At 63.0% G+C, this 18249-nt stretch carries 15 protein-coding genes and 1 tRNA gene; 4 read left to right on the forward strand and 12 right to left on the reverse strand.

Features of this window, described 5'->3' with window-relative positions; all coding sequences use genetic code 11:
• The first annotated feature begins 66 nt into the window (after positions 1 to 66).
• The 4 genes from NZ993_05145 to NZ993_05160 all read left to right on the forward strand — a co-directional run bounded on the left by NZ993_05145 (position 67) and on the right by NZ993_05160 (position 6170).
• Positions 67 to 2199 carry a S46 family peptidase gene (locus tag NZ993_05145; protein MCS7155175.1) on the forward strand — a complete coding sequence of 711 codons (2133 nt, stop codon included), beginning with the start codon at positions 67 to 69 and terminating at the stop codon, positions 2197 to 2199.
• A 44-nt stretch (positions 2200 to 2243) separates the two neighbouring features.
• Positions 2244 to 4163, forward strand: coding sequence for a M1 family metallopeptidase (locus NZ993_05150; GenBank protein MCS7155176.1), 1920 nt, complete (start codon positions 2244 to 2246; stop codon positions 4161 to 4163).
• Position 4164: 1 nt separating this feature from the next.
• Entirely contained in the window at positions 4165 to 4629 is a 465-nt protein-coding gene (locus NZ993_05155; GenBank protein ID MCS7155177.1) for a Mut7-C RNAse domain-containing protein, read from the forward strand.
• Positions 4630 to 4790: 161 nt separating this feature from the next.
• Positions 4791 to 6170, forward strand: a complete 1380-nt coding sequence (locus tag NZ993_05160) for a methyl-accepting chemotaxis protein (protein MCS7155178.1) — start codon at positions 4791 to 4793, stop codon at positions 6168 to 6170.
• 58 nt (positions 6171 to 6228) lie between these two features.
• On the opposite strand, the gene NZ993_05165 is transcribed toward NZ993_05160, so the two are convergent.
• From NZ993_05165 to NZ993_05220, 12 genes are all read right to left on the reverse strand, one after another.
• Entirely contained in the window at positions 6229 to 7521 is a 1293-nt protein-coding gene (locus NZ993_05165; GenBank protein ID MCS7155179.1) for an amidohydrolase family protein, read from the reverse strand.
• Positions 7521 to 8969: an amidohydrolase gene (locus NZ993_05170; protein ID MCS7155180.1), complete on the reverse strand. Its 1449-nt coding sequence runs from the start codon at positions 8967 to 8969 to the stop codon at positions 7521 to 7523. Before NZ993_05170 ends, NZ993_05165 begins: the two co-directional genes overlap by 1 nt.
• A 24-nt stretch (positions 8970 to 8993) precedes the next feature.
• Positions 8994 to 10763 carry an amidohydrolase family protein gene (locus NZ993_05175; protein ID MCS7155181.1) on the reverse strand — a complete coding sequence of 590 codons (1770 nt, stop codon included), beginning with the start codon at positions 10761 to 10763 and terminating at the stop codon, positions 8994 to 8996.
• A 97-nt stretch (positions 10764 to 10860) separates the two neighbouring features.
• A complete protein-coding gene (locus NZ993_05180; protein MCS7155182.1) occupies positions 10861 to 11625 on the reverse strand; it encodes a Cof-type HAD-IIB family hydrolase in 765 nt (254 codons plus the stop codon).
• Between the two features lie 4 nt (positions 11626 to 11629).
• Positions 11630 to 12409, reverse strand: a complete 780-nt coding sequence (locus tag NZ993_05185) for a hypothetical protein (GenBank protein ID MCS7155183.1) — start codon at positions 12407 to 12409, stop codon at positions 11630 to 11632.
• 344 nt (positions 12410 to 12753) lie between these two features.
• Positions 12754 to 13926 (reverse strand): hypothetical protein, encoded by a 1173-nt coding sequence (locus NZ993_05190; GenBank protein MCS7155184.1) that lies wholly within the window; start codon positions 13924 to 13926, stop codon positions 12754 to 12756.
• On the reverse strand, positions 13892 to 15121 hold the full coding sequence (locus tag NZ993_05195) for an aminotransferase class I/II-fold pyridoxal phosphate-dependent enzyme (GenBank protein ID MCS7155185.1): 1230 nt from the start codon (positions 15119 to 15121) through the stop codon (positions 13892 to 13894). Before NZ993_05195 ends, NZ993_05190 begins: the two co-directional genes overlap by 35 nt.
• Before the next feature lie 42 nt (positions 15122 to 15163).
• Positions 15164 to 16267: a glycosyl transferase gene (locus NZ993_05200; GenBank protein ID MCS7155186.1), complete on the reverse strand. Its 1104-nt coding sequence runs from the start codon at positions 16265 to 16267 to the stop codon at positions 15164 to 15166.
• A 59-nt stretch (positions 16268 to 16326) separates the two neighbouring features.
• Positions 16327 to 16947 carry a DedA family protein gene (locus NZ993_05205; protein MCS7155187.1) on the reverse strand — a complete coding sequence of 207 codons (621 nt, stop codon included), beginning with the start codon at positions 16945 to 16947 and terminating at the stop codon, positions 16327 to 16329.
• A gap of 62 nt (positions 16948 to 17009) precedes the next feature.
• Positions 17010 to 17083 (reverse strand) — tRNA-Gly (locus tag NZ993_05210).
• Between the two features lie 61 nt (positions 17084 to 17144).
• Positions 17145 to 17678: an OmpH family outer membrane protein gene (locus NZ993_05215; GenBank protein ID MCS7155188.1), complete on the reverse strand. Its 534-nt coding sequence runs from the start codon at positions 17676 to 17678 to the stop codon at positions 17145 to 17147.
• Between the two features lie 33 nt (positions 17679 to 17711).
• Positions 17712 to 18245: an OmpH family outer membrane protein gene (locus NZ993_05220; GenBank protein ID MCS7155189.1), complete on the reverse strand. Its 534-nt coding sequence runs from the start codon at positions 18243 to 18245 to the stop codon at positions 17712 to 17714.
• Positions 18246 to 18249 lie beyond the last annotated feature (4 nt).

Genomic DNA, 18249 nt, shown 5'->3' on the forward strand with positions numbered 1-18249 from the left:
CAAGAAAACGTGACCTTTTAGGCGGCAGACGATAACTTACCCGAGCCAGTAAAGAAAGGAGTGCGCATGCGCACCTCGTGGTGGATTCCGTTAAGTAGTGTAGCTCTGCTGGCAGGATGCGCCGGTATACGCCCTCTGCAGACGCCCTTCGGGGTCTCAGCGCCAAGCTTTTTAGAGGACACCGTAAGGGCCGGACGCTTCGATACGGGCAAGATGTGGACTTTTGAGCATCCGCCCGTGGAGTATTTCGCCCAAACCTACGGCTTTCGCCCCACGGAGGAGTGGCTACAGCGGGTGCGGCTTGCGGCGCTGCGCTTTGCCACGTACTGCTCGGCCTCCTTTGTATCGCCCGATGGGCTGGTGATGACCAACCACCACTGCGCCCGGGATGCGGCCGCCGCCGTGTCCCGCGCGGGCGAAAACCTCGTCGAGACGGGCTTTTACGCCCAAACCCTTGAGGAGGAGCGCCGCGTGCCGAATCTGTTCGTAGACCAACTGGTGTTCATCGAGGACGTGACCGCGCGCGTGCAGCGTGCCATGGTGGAGGCCCGCACCGATGCGGAGCGCTTGCAACGTCGGGACGCCGAGATCCGCTCCATCGAAGAGGAATACCGGCGTCGCACGGGCCTGGAGATCCAAGTGGTCGCGCTCTACAACGGAGGCCGTTTTTCGGTCTACGGCTACAAACGCTACACAGACGTGCGCTTGGTCTTTTTGCCGGAACTCGCCCTGGGCTATTTCGGAGGGGATCCCGATAACTTCACCTACCCGCGATACGCTTTCGACTGCGCTTTCTTCCGCGTCTACGATGAACAAGGCCGCCCCCTGCGCACGGAGCACTTCTTCCGCTTCAACCCCCGTGGCCCCGCCGAGGGAGAGGTCGTGTTCGTGGTCGGCAATCCGGGCCGCACTAGCCGGCTCAACACCGTGGCGCAGCTGGAGTTTCGGCGCGACCTGCAGCTTCCGTACACCCTGGAGTACCTCAAGCGCCGCTCCGCTATCCTGCAGGCGCACCTGCGCAGCCTGCCGGGCGGGGATCCGGAGCTGGAAAACCAGATCTTCTCCATAGAGAACACGATCAAAGCCTTCACGGGCCAACTGCGCGGGCTGCGCGATCCCCATCTTATGAGCCGCAAACGGGCCTTTGAGCGGGATTTCCGACGCGCTGTGGCCGCCCGGCCCGATCTTGCGCCCCGTTACGGGCGGATTTGGGACGAGATTGCGCAGCTGCGAGCCGAGCTGCGGCGCTACTACCCGGATCTGTTTCTTTTTCAACCTCAAGGGCTGGGTCGCAGCCAGGCGCTTGCGCTCGCACAGGCCCTCATCGGATACGCCAACCAGGTTCAAAACAACACGAGCGTCGCCGAGCTTGAGGGCCGGCGCAACCGCATCCGCAACTGGCCCGATCCGGCCAATTCGGAACTGGAAGCTCGTTTCCTGGGCGCCCATCTGGAGGAGGCGCGCCGCATCCTGGGCCCGCAAGATCCCTACGTGCGGGCTGCGCTTCGAGGCCGGGGGCCAGAGGAGGCGGCCCGCGCCCTGCTGCGAGAAAGCCGCCTCTTTGATCGGGCCTTTCGGGAGCGCCTTTTGGCTGAGGGCCCCCAGGCCATAGCCGCCTCCCAAGATCCCCTCTTGGTTCTGGCCCGCATCGCCGAGCCCCGGTTTCGCCGGGCTCAGGAGGCCAACCAGCGGCTAAGCGCGCGCGAGCAGCTCTTGGTGGGCGAGCTTGCCCAGGCGCTTTTTGCAATTTACGGAACGCAGATCCCCCCGGATGCCACCTTTACCCTGCGCCTGGCCGACGGAGTGGTGCGAGGCTATCCGTATAACGGCACAATAGCCCCCTACAAGACGACCTTCTACGGCCTCTACGATCGCTTCCGGTCCTTTGACCGCAAATCCCCGTGGGCGCTTCCGGAGCGCTGGCAAAACCCCCCTCCGGAGTTCGACCTGGGCACCCCGCTTAACTTCGTCTCCACAAACGACATTATCGGGGGCAACTCCGGAAGCCCCGTCATCAACCGACAGGCCGAGCTCGTGGGGCTGATTTTCGATGGCAACATCGAAAGCCTGCCCGGCGACTTCCTCTACACCGAAGAGACAAGCCGGGCCATCTCCGTGCACGCCGGGGGCATCCTGGAGGCCCTGCGGCACATTTACAGAGCCGAACGCCTGGTGCGCGAACTGCTAGGAGCGCGCTGAGGTTGCACCCATGGAGCCCTTCCCCTGGCAAGAGGAGATCGATCATGAACCGATCCGCTGTTGTGCTGCTTTTGTGGAGCTGCGCCGGGGTGCTTCAAGCCCAGCCTGTGGCTCGCTTTGCCCCGCTTCCCTGGCCCGAACCCAACGCGATGCGCACCGCCACGGGCGCACCGGGACCCGCGTACTGGCAACAGCGGGCCGATTACTGGATTCAGGCTACGCTGGACACGGTTCGACACCGGCTCGAAGGGCGACAGCGGATCCGCTACACCAACTACGCCCCAGAGCCGCTTGAGCACCTGTGGCTGCAGCTGGATCAGAACCTCTTTCGCTCCGGAAGCCGAGGCGCCCGGCTCAACCCGGAGGGCCGCTGGAGCGGGGCCTTCTCCGAAGGAGGGTTCGAGATCCGGTCCGTCGTGCTCTCCCAAGAGGGCCGTCGCCAAGCGGCCCGGTACGCAATAGAGGACACGCGCATGCGCATCGAGCTGGACAGGCCCGTTCCGGCTCGCGGCGGCGTGATCGATATCGAACTGGAGTGGGCCTTTACGATACCCGAATACGGGGCCGACCGCATGGGCCGCACGCGCTTCCGGAAGGGCTGGCTGTATGCGATCGCCCAATGGTATCCGCGCATGTGCGTCTACGACGACATCCGGGGCTGGAACGCGCTTCCCTACCTGGGGCAGGGGGAGTTCTACCTGAGCTACGGGGACTTCTACGTGGAGCTGACCGTGCCCCGGGAGCTGATCGTGGTGGCCACCGGGGAGCTCCTCAACCCAGAAGAGGTGCTCACGGCGCAGCAGCGCGAAAGGCTCCAGCGGGCCCGCCGGAGCGCCCAACCTGTCATGATCGTCTCGCGCGCCGAAGCCGGGCGCCCGGATGCGCGGCCGCCTGGACGCAGCCCCTTGACGTGGCGTTTTCGCGCCCAAAACGTGCGGGATTTCGCCTGGGCCGCCTCCCGGGCCTTTCTTTGGGATGCGGCTAGCTGGGAAGACGTGCTCCTCATGTCCGTATACCCCGAAGAGGGGCTCGGCCCGGATTCCTTGGGCCAACCCGGCTGGGAGCGATCGACGGAGTACCTGCGGCACACGATCCGGTTCTATTCGGAAACGTACTACCGCTATCCCTACCCCGTGGCCATCAACGTGGCTGGACCCGTGGGCGGCATGGAATATCCCATGATCGTTTTCTGCGGAGTGTTCGCCCGAGGACAGGCCCTCTTCGGGGTCACGGATCATGAGTTCGGGCACACCTGGTTCCCCATGATTGTGGGCTCCGATGAGCGCCGCCACGTATGGATGGATGAGGGGCTCAATACGTTCATCAACCACTACTCGAATTTAGCCTACTACGGCCAGCAGGCCCGCCGTCTGGCTCAGCTGCACCCGGATACTGTGGCCAAACGCATGCAGGAGCCCTGGCATCGCTACCCGATCATGACGGCCCCGGATCTGCTGCCTACGCGCGCCCTGGGTTTTCTGGGGTATCGCAAGCCGGCCTTCGGCCTTCTTTTGCTGCGCGAGTACATCGTGGGCCCGGAGCGCTTCGATCGCGCCTTTCGGGCCTACATCGCCCGGTGGGCCTTCAAGCATCCGCAACCGGTGGACTTCTTCCGCACCCTAGAGGACGTCGCCGGTGAGGACTTGGCCTGGTTCTGGCGCGGATGGTTTTACACGGCCGAGCTGTTTGATCAGGCCATAGACTCGGTGCGCGCCGAGCCCGGGCTTACGCGCGTGTACCTATCCAACCGCCAGGGGCTTGTACTGCCGACTACGCTGGAGCTGGAATTCGCCGACGGCAGCCGGGAGCGCATCCGGCTGCCCGTGGAGATCTGGGCGCATCAGGACCGCTATAGCTACGCGCTGCGCGATCCCCGTGCGGTGCGACGCGCGCGTATCGACCCGGACGGGCAGCTGCCGGATATCGACCGCTCTAACGACCTCTGGCCCCGAGCAAGCCGATAAGATGGCCGCCTTCGACCGTCCGCGTTTCTGGGCCGACGCCATGCTAGGCGGGCTTGCGCGCTGGCTGCGCGTGCTGGGCTACGATACCCGCTACGAGCCCTACATCTGCGATCAGGCGCTCGTGCAGCGCGCGCGAGCCGAGGCCCGCATCGTGCTCACGCGCGACCGGGCCCTTGCGCGCGCGCTTAGCCCCGAAGAAGTCCTCTGGATTGCGCACCTGCGTCCGCTGGAGCAGCTTCAGGAAGTGATCGCGCGCTTTGCGCTGGATACTCGGTCCGGTCTTTTTAGCCGCTGCCTGCGCTGCAACGCGGCGCTTGAGCCCGCCTCCTGGTCCGCCCATCGTCACCGGCTGCCATCCGGACCGCGCATCCGGACGGAACCGGTCCTGTACCGATGCCCCTGCTGCGACCGATTGTATTGGGAGGGCGGACACGTAGCCCGCATGCGCCGCTTATTGGGCGTGTAAAAAATGCCCCGGCAAGGCGCAAAAAAAGAGGCCCTCTTTTGTTTTGGATAGCCCCCAAGGCCGTCTTTTCTCTTCAAACTTGCCTTGGCTTTGTCCTTAAGAGGCCTGGAACGCCGTTTGCCTAGCGGAGGAGTTGCTATCAGCGCAAGGAGGATAAGGTCGTGCAACAGCACAGACAGCCCGTCCCGCAAGTCGAAGAGATCGTGGCGCTTGTAGAGGGGATTTTAAAAGGCCAAGGCTCCCTTGTGGAGGGCTTTTTCCTGCAATACCCCGAATGGCGGAGCCCGTGGGCGTCCTTTCTGAGCAAATGGGCCTCCTGGCCGGGGTGGCTTGTGCGCGCCATGGACAACAACGTGGAGCGCATCCGCAACCTGGCCGAGCTGCAGCAGGCCGCCTCCCAGTTCCGGGGTCGGTTTCTGGCGGACACAGATCAGCTCAACGCGCTGGCCGCGGCTACAGAACAAATGACGGCCACAAGCCGCAACATCGCCGAGCACATCGCCCACATGGCCGAAGAGGCGGAGGAGACTAGCCAAGAGATCCAGAAAATATTCGGTCTCATGCAAGGCGTCTTCAGCGCGATGGGCCAGGTACGGGAGTCCATCGAGCTTATGGCTGAGACGATCCAGCATTTTATGCGCAGCATGCAAACCATCTCAGGTCTCACCCGCACGGTAAACGACATCGCCCGCCAGACGAACTTGCTGGCCCTCAATGCCGCCATAGAGGCGGCGCGCGCCGGCGAGCATGGCCGGGGCTTTGCCGTGGTGGCCGATGAGGTGCGCAAGCTAGCCGAGAAATCCGCTCAGGCCGCGCACGAAATCAACGACACGGCCCTGGAACTGGAACGGCATTCGGCTCAAGTGGACGCGCGCCTAACAGAAGGGCTAAGGGCGCTTGAGGAAAGTCAGAAGAAAATCGCCGTCCTTAGCACCGCGTTCTCTAGGGCTCAGCAGACGGCCGAGACCACCGTCACGGGTGCGGCGCATATCCGGATGGCGATCCAGGAGCTGGAGCAGGCCATCGAGCAAGCCTCCCGCAACGCCGTAGAGCTTTTCTCAAGCCAATCGGCCAACGTGGAGACGCTCGATTCCATGCTGAGCGTTTTGGATCAAATAGCGCGGCTTGGACAGGAATCCGTGGCGTTGTTTGCGGAATGGCCCTCCGATACGCTGCTTGTTACGATCGCCAAGGCCGATCACGTCATTTGGGTGCAGCGCGTAAACGACGCCCTGCTGGGCAAGATCTCCATCCGTGGCTCCGAGCTTGCGGACCATCGTAGCTGCCGACTGGGCAAATGGTATTACAGCCGCGGCATGGAGCTATTGGGGCATGTGCAGCAGTTCCGGGATTTCGAAGCGCTCCACGCTGAGGTGCACCGCACAGGCCGCCAGATCGTAGAGGCGATCCAGGAGGGCCGACCGGAGGAGGCGCTCCGTCAGGCGCGTCGCCTCAATGAGCTGCGGGACCGCGTACTAGAGGCGCTTACCCAGATGCGCGAGCTGTTGGCAAGGGAACACCTACCTCAAAACGGACGGTAAACCGAGAGGGCGATCGGATCCAAACCGATCGCCCTCTCTCCAAAAGTTTTAGAACGCTTTAAAAGGCGCGTCGGCGGTATTCCTCCCACAGCTGAGTGTGACGGCTCACCAGGGGCACTAGCCAGCCGTTGATGAAGAGGTATCGCACCTGAGTGCGCAGCTCCAGCGGGTCGCCGTCGGTGACGATGAGCGTCGCATCTTTACCCACCTCTAGGGAGCCCATCCGATCGGCCACCCCCCAAATCTGGGCCGGATAGAGCGTAATGGCTTTAAGGGCCTCTTCCTTGGGCAGACCAAAGGCTGCGGCCATACCCGCATGATGGGCCAGGTTGCGGGCGTTGTAGTAATCGAAGGTGCCGATGGCGATCTTCACCCCCGCCTTGGCCAAGGCGGCGGCGTTCGCGTAGGCGCGATCGTAACGATCATAGGGCCGCGTGGGCAGGGCCAGCACGGGCCCCACGATACAGGGGATACCCGACTGCGCTAGGCTGTCGGCCACGCGCCAGCCCTCGGCCACGCCGGCGAAAATCGCCTTGATCTTGCGCTCTCGCACCCAGCGAATCGCGGCCAGAATATCGCGCTCCGCGTTCACGTTGATCAGAAACGGCAGCTCACCCCGCACCACGGGCCGCAGGGCCTCTAGACGCTGATCCCACAGGGGGGGCTCGCCGGAGCGGTTGCGCTCGTACGCCTCCCAAGCCCGGTTGTAGGCCACGGCTTTCTGCCAGAGTTCGTTGAGTTGCCGCAGCTGCTGTTCGTATTGGCGGCGGCGCTCCTCTTCGCTTTGCTGCTGAAAGAGCGAACGACGACCCACAGAGGGAAAATTCATCACCACGCCCACGGAGGGGCGTACGGCCATTTGCTCCGGTGTGTATCCATGTAGGTTAATCAGCGTGGCCTGCCCAGATAGCAACCCCCCCGTGGGGGCCGAAATCACGGTCGTGACCCCAGCCACACGGGTAACGGGTATGTGGGTGCTGGCCGGATTGATGGCCGTAAGGGCCAGCATGTGGGGGTTGTAGGCGCCCACTTCGCTTTCGTCGCGGGTCTCCGGAATCTGACCGATCTCGATCAGCCCCACCTGCGTGTAGCTGTTGATGAGCCCGGGGTAGATGCTCAAGCCGGAGCAGTCGAGCACCTCCGCCCCCTGCGGAATGGTTACGTTGGGGCCTACGGCGGCGATCTTGCCGTTTTGGATAAGCAGCGTACCGCGTTCGATCACGCCTCCGGAGACGGTTACGATGCGTGCGTTGGTGAGCGCAAACGTCCCCGTACGAGAAGGGGGGATGCCTTGGCCCCAGGCGCCCGCTGAGAATCCAAGCACAACCCCCACGCACAAAAGCCTTCGCATCATGGCCGATCCTCCTTGTGGGCCATCATCTCCTCTACGAGCTCGTACAGGTCAACTCCCCCCATCCAGGCGCCCTCGTGCGCCTCGGCCCCCAGCATGCAGCGGTCGTAGTCGGCGGGGTTGAACTGCACGTAGGCGTCCTCCAGGGACTCGTCAGGGTCGATAGCCAAGCGCATATCATCTGGATCCTTGCTGCGATCGAAGCGCACGACCCCATCGACCAGCGTCATCTCGCAGACCGCATACACGGACAGGGGATGGGCGCTGAAGATGGCCAGATCGGCGTCCTTACCGACCTCGATGGAGCCGATCCGGTGATCGAGGCCGATTTGCTTGGCGGGGTTGAGGGTGATCATGGCCAGGGCCGCATCCTCGGGCACGCCGCCGTAACGGACGGCCTTGGCGGCCTCATGATAGAGGCGCCGCACCAGCTCGTCGGAGTCGGAGTTCAGCGACACGTTCACCCCGTATTGATGCATGATGGCCGCATTATACGGGGTGGCGTAGTAGACCTCGAACTTGTAAGCCCACCAATCCGAGAAGGTCGAGGCCATCGCGCCAAACTCAGCTAGCTCCTTAGCGACCTTGTAGCCTTCGAGCACGTGCTGAAAGACGAGCCGCTTGATGCCGAAGTCGCGGAAGACCCGCAGCACCATCAGAATCTCATCGGCCCTATAAGAGTGGCAATGCACGATGACCTCCCCGCGCAGGATGGCGGCTAGCGTCTCCAGGCGTTCGTCTTTGCGGGGGGCGATGGGCTCAGGCCCTCGACGGCGGCTGCGCTCCCAAGCCTGCCGGGCGCGCTCATAGACCTCCCATTCGGCCATGTACCGGCGGGCCATCTCGAAGGCTTTGCGCATGACCTGCTCTACGCCCATGCGCGTAGCGGGGGTCACGTTCTCGCGACCGCCGCCGAATTGCCCTTGGCTGGCCCGGCCGTGCACGCGCGTGGGGTTTTCACCCAAGGCGAACTTGATCGTGCGCGGGGCATCCTGCAGGATCATACGCTCTACGGGCTCCCCGTAGCGAAGCTTCATCGTCACGGGCTGGCCGCCGATGACGTTCGCCGAACCGTGCATGGAATGGATCGTGGTCACCCCGCCGGCCAGAGCCCGGTAGATGTTGACTTCGTAGGGGTTGACCACGTCGCGGATGCGCACCTCGGCCGTAACGGGGTTTGTGGCCTCGTTGACGTTGTCGATCGCCATGTGCGAGTGCGCATCGATGATACCGGGCATGACGAACTTGCCCCTTGCGTCGATCACCTGAGCTCCGGGGGGCGCCGTCAGGTTGGGCCCGATCTGCGCGATCTTGCCGTCGCGGATGAGGATATCCGTATTCGGCAGCGTGCCCCGCGTTACGGTGAGCACGGTGCCACCTCGGATGAGCACAACGTTTTGGCCGTCGGCGCTGAGGGCCGCGATCCAAAAGACCAGGATAAACCCCATGCGTCTCATGCTCTGGACCTCCTCTTAATTCGGAATCCGCCGGGCTGACCATTGTCCGCTACCGCCTCCAGGTACGGGGAAGCTACCCGCTATGATGTCCCCCGAAACGGTACCCCGCATGGGGAAGGCGAATTGCTGGCCCTGAAACGAGATGGCCATCTCCAAGACGACCTCCGATCCGGAAACCCGCCCCCCCAGAAGGCTCACCTCAATGGGGGCGTTTACGGAAATCCGCCCCGTAAGGCTGGAACCATTCTGCTCCAGCTCTAAACGGCCCTGCAGGGCCCCTTGCGGACTCTCGATGACGAGCGACCAGGCCCCCTGCAGGTTCGCCGTCTCCCCGGCCGCAGGCCGAGCCGCGGCCGGTGGACGCGCTCCTGGCCCGGCCGGAGCGGGACGCGCCTCTACGGAGAAGCGTTCGCCGGCTACGAAGACATACCGCACCTGCGCATCGCGATCGAAATAATCGCCCCGCGTTACGACCAAGTTGGCGATTTTGCCGGGCTCTAGAGAACCCAACTGCCGCTCCACGCCATAGATACGGGCCGCATTCAGCGTAAGGGCCCGAAGCACGGCCTCCTTAGAAGCGCCCGCCTCCACGAGTCGTCGGAGGTTGGTGCGGATCTGCGCCGGCTCCACGTTGGCCGTAGCCAGCGCCACGGGTAGATCGGAGTTCAGCAACTGCGCGTAAGCCTCTAGGCGCGCCTTGCGAGCCTGCTCTTGACGATCCAGCAGCCGCCGCATCTCTTCAGAGGCGCGCCGCCGGCGCTCCTGGGCCGCCCGAGAGGTATCGGCCTCCCGCGGCAGGCGCAGCGACAGTGCCACGGGCACGCGAGCCGTCCGGAGCCGGTCCAAGACCAAATCGGGCTGCTCTACGCCCGTAAGCACGATGCGCCAACCCACCTCTTGCGCCAGGTTAAGGGCGCGCCAAACCGAGCGGGCATCTGGAGCCTCAAATAACACGGGAACTTGGCCTTTATAAACCGGAATGAGCGCCTCGCGGACCGGATCCCGAACCGGTTTGGGGCGACCGTTAGGATCGCGCTCGTAGGCGGCTAGCAGGGCATCCAGATAGCGCGCATCATGCCCTAGTTGACGGATCATGGCCATCACGGCCATGGTGGTGCCGGGATAGACGCCGCGAGCGGACTGAAATTGCGCAAACACCCCCACTTCCGGTTTAAGGGCTAGCGCTTCGGCCTCATACCCCCAAGGGGGCATGCCCACAAAGGGGCGATCCCGGTCCGGTACGCTCCCCAACAAGAGCAAGCTGGCCTTGCCGGCCAGAAAACCCTCGCGAGAGGTTACGACGGCCGCCGTAAAACCGGCCTCGCGCCAGGTCCGAACCGAGGCGTCGGCGGGCTGAAACTCCTCCAGGGCCAGGCGCGTCGGCCGAAGCCCCATCTGCTCCGGGGTGGGGTCACCGGAGAAAACCCGCGGCTGCGCGCCCGCCGTCGGGGGACGTGCCCCGGCTGCCTGGGCCGACCCGGCCGGCTGAGATCGGGGAATGCCCACAAACGAGCGCCCGTCGATGAAGCCCGGATACACGGTAAGCCCCCCTCCATCGATCGTGTCGGCGTCGGCGGGCACGGTGACGTTCGGCCCCACGGCCAAGATAAGCCCGTCGCGGATCACGATCGTGCCGCGCGGGATTTCAGGTCCCGAGACGGGCACGATGCGGGCGTTTACGATGGCCAGCGTGCGCGTGCCCGGACCCGGGTTTTGGGCTCTGGCGGGCCAGGCGCAGAAGGCCACTCCCCAGAGCCCACACAAAATCGTTAACGCCTTTTGCATATACGCACCCCTTCAAGGCTAGTTCGTGCACACCCGCATCTTGAGCACCGTATTTTACGGCAAGCTGCGTCGGATTCGATAACCCGGCCCCGACGCGTTACAGGCTTTTTACAGAGGCCCGGTTGTGCGCAACAGCCCACCTGTAGGCCATTTCGACAGCTTCCACCCAAGGAACCGGTAGGACACGAACGGGCGCTTCCCGTACCGCAGCCGCGGCGTTGGCTGGAGCGAACGCAAAGCCCACCTGTCGGAGGGCGGGCAAATCCCCGGAGCTATCTCCTATGTAGGCCACCTCCTCTGGGGAGGCGCCCCAGGCGCGGCATAGCCAAAGGAGCCCTTGTCCTTTGTCCGCACCGCGCACAACGAGATCAAGCGAAATCGGTGTTCTGTGCAGCACCAGATCCGGAAAACGCGCCTCTATGAGCGGAGCCATCTCCGCGTATAGACGCTCTATTAAACTCGCATCCGGGCTCACTAGACCCACCTGGGTGCGCTTGGCGTACTCGTAGAAAAGCTGCGGATAGCGGCACGCGTACCCATCCAGCACCCAGCGCCGGGCCTCCTCCAGCTGCCGCCACTGCTCCGGGCCGATCGCATCGGACCAGCGGACCTGATAGGTGCGCAGGTCAAAGAGCCCTCCTCCGCTTTCGAAGGCAAAAGGCCCCTCCAGATCCAAGGCCTGCGCCACGGCCTCCGCATAGGGCAGCGGCCGGCCCGTCAGCACGGTGATGGGAGGGTAAAGCGGATCCCGGCGGGCGCGCGCCTGCCAAGCGCGCAGCCGCGCAAAGGCCTTCCAGGGAAAGGCCCGAAAGGGCTCCGCAAGACAGCCGTCGATATCCGTCACGAACAGGCGGATGGGCATGCGCTCAGAACAAGTACAGCCGCGCCCCCAGCCCGCCGGTCATGTCCAGCGCCGTAGCGGGCCAGAGGGCGAATTTGGGGCTGAAGTGCATGTAGAACTCTATGCGTCCGATGAACAGCGCCATCCCCCCGGTACCGCTCAGGCCCCAGCGGTCCGCATGACCGCGCTGGGCGTCGGACTCAAAGCGCCCATAGCCCCCTAGGCCGGCGTAATAGACGATGCGCCCCGGCACTTCGGTAAGCCGCTGGGCCAGCCAATGTTGGCTTGCGTGCGCTTCCATGAAGAAGTACTTGTCCAGACGCCAAGCCATGAGCCCCTCAAGGGCGTAGCGTCGGCTCAAAAACTGCTTAGCCGTAAGCCCTGTAACGGGCCCTAGCTGTAGGCCCACGCCTAAAGGTCCCCCCACAACAGGCTGAGCCCATGCGGACGAGGCTAGGGCCATAGAACACAATAGCAAGATGGGCATTCGCTTCCTCATGATGCGACCTCCTGTAAGCTGCGCACCCCAAAGCCCGAGGAGGGGGCCACATGGTCCGCCGGCCGATCGGGCGAGGGGCTTGATGTCCGCTTCGCAACTATCGCCAATAAAAAGCACCTCCTGTGGCTGATAGCCCGTATGGATCAAGGCGTGCTCGAAAAGAGCCGGCTCGGACTTGCGCAGCCCAAGCTCCCGGGCGAAGATCACCGGGGAGGCGGCCTGTAGTTCCAGGAGACGAAACAGCTTTGCCCGCTGAATCTCCGGGAACCCATAAGAGAGCAAACCGGCTGGCCAACGGCTGCACACAAATTGCCACGCCCTGCGAACGCCCGGCAGCCAGCGCCAATACACGGCGCATCGGCTTAAGGTAGTAAGCCTCCGGCTCGACCCAGCGCTCCGAATCCGCCCCCAGAAGAGCCAACCATAGACGGAAGCGCAACCGCCGTAAGGCCTGCGCCTCAAGCTCGCCCCGTCCGTAAGCGGCCCCCAGTGGAACGTTAAGACGACGGTACAGCGAGCGCGCCCCTCGGGCCCGGGTGAGCTCTGGATAGGCCCAGCAGAGATCTCGGAGCGCACGGCGCTCAGCCCCTCTGTGATCCAGCAGCGTATCGTCGATGTCGCCGCAGACGAAGCGGATCGCAGGCCCCATGTCACACGGGCATCTCGTAGAGGGCGTAGCGCTTGTAGGGCACCGCGCCCACCATGCGGGCGGCTCGGTGCATCATCTCGTTTGTCTCCAAGACCCAACTCAACTCCGCATATCGGTAGCCGCGCCGCATCCCCTCGCGGATGGTATGGTAATGCATGACCGCGTCGATGCCCCGACCCCGGTAGGCGGGCAGAACGCCCATAATGATCGTGCGAATCCCGCGGATTTTGCGAACGCGCGTATGCCACAGCAAAGTCACCAGGCCGCAGGGGAAAAGACGGCCGTTGCGCACATGCCGCAGGGCCTCGTTGAGGTTGGGAAGCGAAACGGAAAAACCTACAGGTTGGCCCTGGAGCTCGGCGATGAAGACGATGTGCGGATCGACGACCGCGCGCAAGCCCTGGGCCAGGTGTGCAAATTCCCGCTCCGTCATGGGCACAAAGCCCCAGTTTTCGCGCCAAGCCTCGTTGTAGATGTCGCGCACGGTTCGGGCCTCACGCTCAAAGTCTTTTAGGTTCACCTTGCGCACGCGCAGATCCGGCAGACGTCGATGCACGAGCTCGACCCCGCGCTCTAGTTTGTCGGTCTGCACGGTCTGCACATCCACGTAGTAGGCGTACATGCCCATGACCTTGCGCAGACCAAAACGCTCCAAGAACTCGGCGTAGTAAGGCGGATTGTAGGGCATAAGCAGGGCCGGCGGGTGCTCGAAGCCCTCCAGGAGCACTCCAGCGGTGTCGTTAAGCGACGGGTTAACCGGACCCCGCATGAGCAGCAGCTCGCGATCCCGCAGCCACTGTGCGGCCCGCTCCAAGAGCGCAGCCGCCACCTCGTAGTCTGGAATAACCTCAAAAAAGCCAAAGAAGCCCGTTCCGTCTTGGTGGACGGCCAGATGATTGCCGTTGCGGATGGCCGCGATGCGCCCGATCACGTGGCCATCGCGCTCGGCCAAAAAAAGGGCGATCTGGGAGTGCTCAAAAAACGGGTTGCGCGCCGGATCCAGTAGCCTGCGCTGCTCTATCCACAGGGGCGGCACCCAATTAGGCTCGCGCCGATACAGCCGATACGGAAAGGCGATAAACCGCAGCCAATCCCGGCGCTCTTGGACTTGCAGGATCCGAAAGCCGGATTGTTGCGCCTCAGCCACGTCGGCCGTTGCGGTCGATGATCCCATGCTTTACCCCCACTTTGTAGAAGGCCTCCAAAATGAAGTCCAACTCCTCTTGCGTATGGGTGGCCATGTAGCTAGTGCGCAGCAGCGCCTGCCCGGGAGGCACGGCCGGGCTGATGACCGCGTTCACGTAGACCCCCTCGTCGAAGAGATCGCGCCAAAACCGGAAACACTGCATATCCTCGCCGATCACAACGGGGATGATGGGCGTCTGGCTCTCCCAAATATCGAAGCCCATCTGCCGAAATTGGCTGCGCATGTAATCGGAGATCTCCTGAAGCCGCTGCAAACGCCAGGGTTCTTGCTGCAGGATCTCCAAGCATTTCATCACCGTGGCCACGTTGGCCGGAGGCATGGAGGCGCTGAAGATATGCGCCGGTGATTTATAACGGATCCATTGGATTACGGGGGCTTCGCCGACCACAAACCCGCCCAAAGAGGCGAAGCTCTTGCTGAACGTGCCCGTGATCAGATCGACCTCCTCGTCAAGACCGAAATAGGCGGCTGTACCCCGTCCACCGGGTCCGATCACCCCGATCGCGTGCGCGTCGTCGACCATAAGTTTGGCCCCGAACTCCTTTGCTAGGGCCACTAGCTCGGGCAGCCGGACCAGGGCGCCGCTCATCGAAAAAACCCCGTCGGTGACGATGAGCTTCGCAGCCTTCGGATCGGCCCGCTCCAGAAGCCGACGCAGGTGTTCGACGTCGTTGTGCCGATACCGGACCGTCTGGGCCAGCGACATCATGGTGCCCACCACGATGCTGGCGTGGTTGTCTTTGTCGGAGAAAATCAGGTCCCCTTTTCCGGCTAGCGCCTGGATGACGCCCTGATTGGTCTGGTACCCAGTGCTAAAGAGCACGCACGCCTCTTTGCCCATAAAGGCGGCCAGGCGTTCTTCTAGCTCTATATGGATGTCCAGGGTGCCGTTTAGATAGCGGGAGCCCGTGCAACCGGTACCGTACTTCTCGATCGCCCGTTTGGCCGCCTCGATTACCCGGGGGTCTGTGGTCAGTCCCAGATAGTTGTTGGAGCCGGCCATGATAACGGTACGGCCCTCGATGACGACCTTAGTGCCGTAGTTTTCCGAGACGGGCTTGAAGTACGGATGTAGCCCCATCGCGGCTACTTCCTGGGGCCGCGTAAACTGCCGGCACTTCTCGAACAAATCGGCGGCCTGGGTCATGGGCGTCTGCGGCATGGCGCGCTTATCCCCTTCATTTGGAAGATATGGACATTCCTGTTAATATACAGACCCCCTTAGACCGGACAAAACCGGTTCGGGCCTCTCGGGGCCCCAGAGGGCGGTCAGGACCCGAAGCACTTCCGGGTTGCCCGCCTCAAAACGCCGTTGAATGGCGCTCTTGTATGCGGCCCAGCGGGCCAAGAAACCGGATATGTCCTCTAGCGTCGGATCGCGGCCGACCACGGCGGCTCCGAAACCGGCCTGCGCGAGCTGCCAGGCGTTAAGCGTCTGCTCGAAGATGCCCCTGTTCGGAAGCGCCAACAAGGGCTTACCCAGGTACAGGGCCTCGGAGATCAGCGTAAAACCCGCCGTGGCAATCACGGCGCGCGCCGAAGCCAGATCCCGCAAAAACCCCTCCAGGGATGAGGGGCGCATCTTCACGTTCCGAGCCACGGCGATGGCCTCCGAAAACCCGTATACGTGAAAGGGGACCTCCGCAAAGCGCTCCAGCAGGCGCAACAGCTTCTCGGCCCCCCGGCTCCGATTTATGTAGACCAGGACGTGTTCCCCCTCGGCGGGCTCAGCCCGCAACACAGCGGATCGGATCACAGGGGGCACGAGCCGAACCCGCTCCGGCCGCCGCAGGGGCAGGGGCAGAAAAGTCGGGATCAACGTGAGCACGGCCTGAGGCGGGGCGATCCAGCGCACCACCGCACCAACCAGGGCCGCGTTCAAACGCCATCGCCAGGGTATCGGATAACGGGCTTCGGTGAGGATCTGCTGCCGATTGAACCCCACTACGGGTAGCCCCAACAAGGCCGCCGCCCGGCCGCTGAAGTATTCGAAATCGTTGATCAGCCACTCGGCTTGAAAGGCCTCCAGAGACCGAGCCAAATCGCGGATCAGCCGACCGGACCTGAGCAGGTGAGGCAGGTTATGCCATAGCGTGCGCCAAGGCCTTAAGGTGTTGTTGTAGACGACGTGCTCCAGCGCGGGGACCCGCAGCACCGGCTTGTTGAGCTCGGTCAAGATCTCGTAGGCCACCCCGCCAGCGCAATAAAGCACCTCATGGCCCTCGAGCTCCAAGGCCTCGGCTATAGCTAATGCCCGGGAGGTGTGTCCCCGACCTTCGCCGCTGAGCGCATATACGATGCGCGCCACGCCCCCGAATGCTCCTCCTTCGCTCCCGATGCTAAAGTAGGCGCATCAGACGCAAAACGCTAGCCCTGCTCAGCCCCACGCCCCCGACGAAGCCAGAGCCGCACGGCGTAACCAAGCCCAAGCAAGGCCAGCAGCAACAGCACAACCCGGCCGTACTGGCGTAAATACTCCCCTACGAGCTCCCAGCGCTCCCCCAGCCAATAGCCCAGTCCCACTAACAGACCCGTCCAGAAGAGTGTGCTCAAGAACGCCGCAACCGTTACGGGACCAAAGGGCATATGCGCCATACCGGCCACAAGCGAAATCACCGAGCGAGTGCCGCTTAAAAAACGATTCAGCACCACCGCTACGATCCCATAGCGATGAAACCACCGCTGCGCCGCCCGCAGGTGCCGCTCGGATACAAACAACAGCCGCGGTCGGCTCAGCAGGACCGGGCCCACCCGGTAGCCGATCCGATACATCGTCACAAAGCCCAAGGTGCTACAGGCGACAGCCCCTAGCCAGAGGCTCCAGACGTTTAGCACCCCCAAACCGGCCAGATACCCCCCGAAAACCACCACCACGTCTCCCGGAATAGGGGGCAATAGGTTCTCCAGATACGCCACCGCCCAGATGGCCACATATAACCACAAGGGGGACAGCCGGCTCAGCAGGCTCACCCACTCGGCAACGTCCATATCACCCAATTCCGAACTAAAAGGAAAAGGCCCCGGTTTTGTATAAACCCGGGGCCTTTCCGAGCGGGACACGGGATTCGAACCCGCGACCTCAACCTTGGCAAGGTTGCGCTCTAACCAACTGAGCTAGTCCCGCCTATGGCGGCGTAAAGATAAGGTCCGAGCCGAGACCTGTCAAGCCGCCTCGATGCCCCGGATCAATTGATCCCTAGCCTCCGGAGAACTGCATCGGTGATATCATGCCGTTCGTCGGCGTACAGCAAAATCGGATTAGGTCCGATCCCGGTGCTGAAGACCAACGCAAGACGGCGTTCCTTAGCCACCTCTTCGATGGCCTTCTGGATCCGGTTTAGAATAGGCTGCATAAGCTCCGCCTCTTTTTGCTCCAGCTCCCGGCTTTTCTCCATGGCAAACTGCTGCAGCTGCGTCTGCAGGCCGGCCAGCTCCTGCTCGCGACGCTGCCGGGCGTCCGGAGACATCAAAGCCTGTCTCCGTTGATAGTCCTGTAGCTGCCGATCAAAATCCTGCAGCTTCTGCTGATATTCGGCCTGATGACGCTGGGCCAGGTTCTCGAGCTGCTTTTGCACGGCGGCCACCTCGGGCATTTTCGATAGAATGAAGTCCACCCGTGTGTAGCCGATGGGTAGGGCGGGGTTGGCACCTTGTTGTTGGGCCCAGGCCAACTGCCCCATCCCCATCATCCCCCAAAGTATCCACGCATATCGCCTCATAGAAGCACCCTTTTGGTTTAGTTGCTCGAAAGCTCAGCGCGCGCTTGAGGCCGCGTTTACGCCCAGCCGTTCAAGCACGAGCGCGCTCAGATCGTGCTGGGGGCGCACGTAGAGAAACGTAAGCGACCCCGATTTATCAAAGACGAAGTCATATCCCTGGGCCTCGGCCACCTCGCGCAAAGCACGCAAGATGCGTTCCTGAATGGGGCGCAGAAGCTGCGCCTGCTGCTGAAAAAGCTCCCCTTGGGGCCCGAATTTTTGTTCGCGAAACTGCTCCAAGAGGCGCTCTTTGTCGACAATTTCTTGCCTTTTTTGGCGCCGCATTTCTTCTGTGTACAGCACTTCTCGGGCCTGATAGTCGCGCACGAGCTGCTCCAGCTCGCGTTGCATCCGCTCCAGCTCGCGTTGCCATTCTTGCGCCATGCGCTCTAGCCGCTGCTGGGCGTCCTGATATTCGGGCAGTCTGTTCAGGATATGCTCCGAGTCGATATACCCGATCTTCTGTTGGGCCCATGCCAGGGTGCTTCCCACCCCCCCTAAGAGGATACCAAGGAGCAGATATCGCATAGCC

This window comes from Bacteroidota bacterium, assembly GCA_025059945.1.
In the GTDB taxonomy this organism is placed as follows: domain Bacteria; phylum Bacteroidota; class Rhodothermia; order JANXDC01; family JANXDC01; genus JANXDC01.

Coding starts and splice junctions, on each gene's coding strand:
- NZ993_05155 (MCS7155177.1), top strand. CDS start 4,165: ATGGCCGCCTTCGACCGTCCGCGTTTCTGGGCCGACGCCATGCTAGGC.
- NZ993_05170 (MCS7155180.1), bottom strand. CDS start 8,969: ATGGGGTTTATCCTGGTCTTTTGGATCGCGGCCCTCAGCGCCGACGGC.
- NZ993_05165 (MCS7155179.1), bottom strand. CDS start 7,521: ATGCGAAGGCTTTTGTGCGTGGGGGTTGTGCTTGGATTCTCAGCGGGC.
- NZ993_05220 (MCS7155189.1), bottom strand. CDS start 18,245: ATGCGATATCTGCTCCTTGGTATCCTCTTAGGGGGGGTGGGAAGCACC.
- NZ993_05150 (MCS7155176.1), top strand. CDS start 2,244: ATGAACCGATCCGCTGTTGTGCTGCTTTTGTGGAGCTGCGCCGGGGTG.
- NZ993_05180 (MCS7155182.1), bottom strand. CDS start 11,625: ATGCCCATCCGCCTGTTCGTGACGGATATCGACGGCTGTCTTGCGGAG.
- NZ993_05145 (MCS7155175.1), top strand. CDS start 67: ATGCGCACCTCGTGGTGGATTCCGTTAAGTAGTGTAGCTCTGCTGGCA.
- NZ993_05190 (MCS7155184.1), bottom strand. CDS start 13,926: ATGGGATCATCGACCGCAACGGCCGACGTGGCTGAGGCGCAACAATCC.
- NZ993_05195 (MCS7155185.1), bottom strand. CDS start 15,121: ATGCCGCAGACGCCCATGACCCAGGCCGCCGATTTGTTCGAGAAGTGC.
- NZ993_05205 (MCS7155187.1), bottom strand. CDS start 16,947: ATGGACGTTGCCGAGTGGGTGAGCCTGCTGAGCCGGCTGTCCCCCTTG.
- NZ993_05175 (MCS7155181.1), bottom strand. CDS start 10,763: ATGCAAAAGGCGTTAACGATTTTGTGTGGGCTCTGGGGAGTGGCCTTC.
- NZ993_05215 (MCS7155188.1), bottom strand. CDS start 17,678: ATGAGGCGATATGCGTGGATACTTTGGGGGATGATGGGGATGGGGCAG.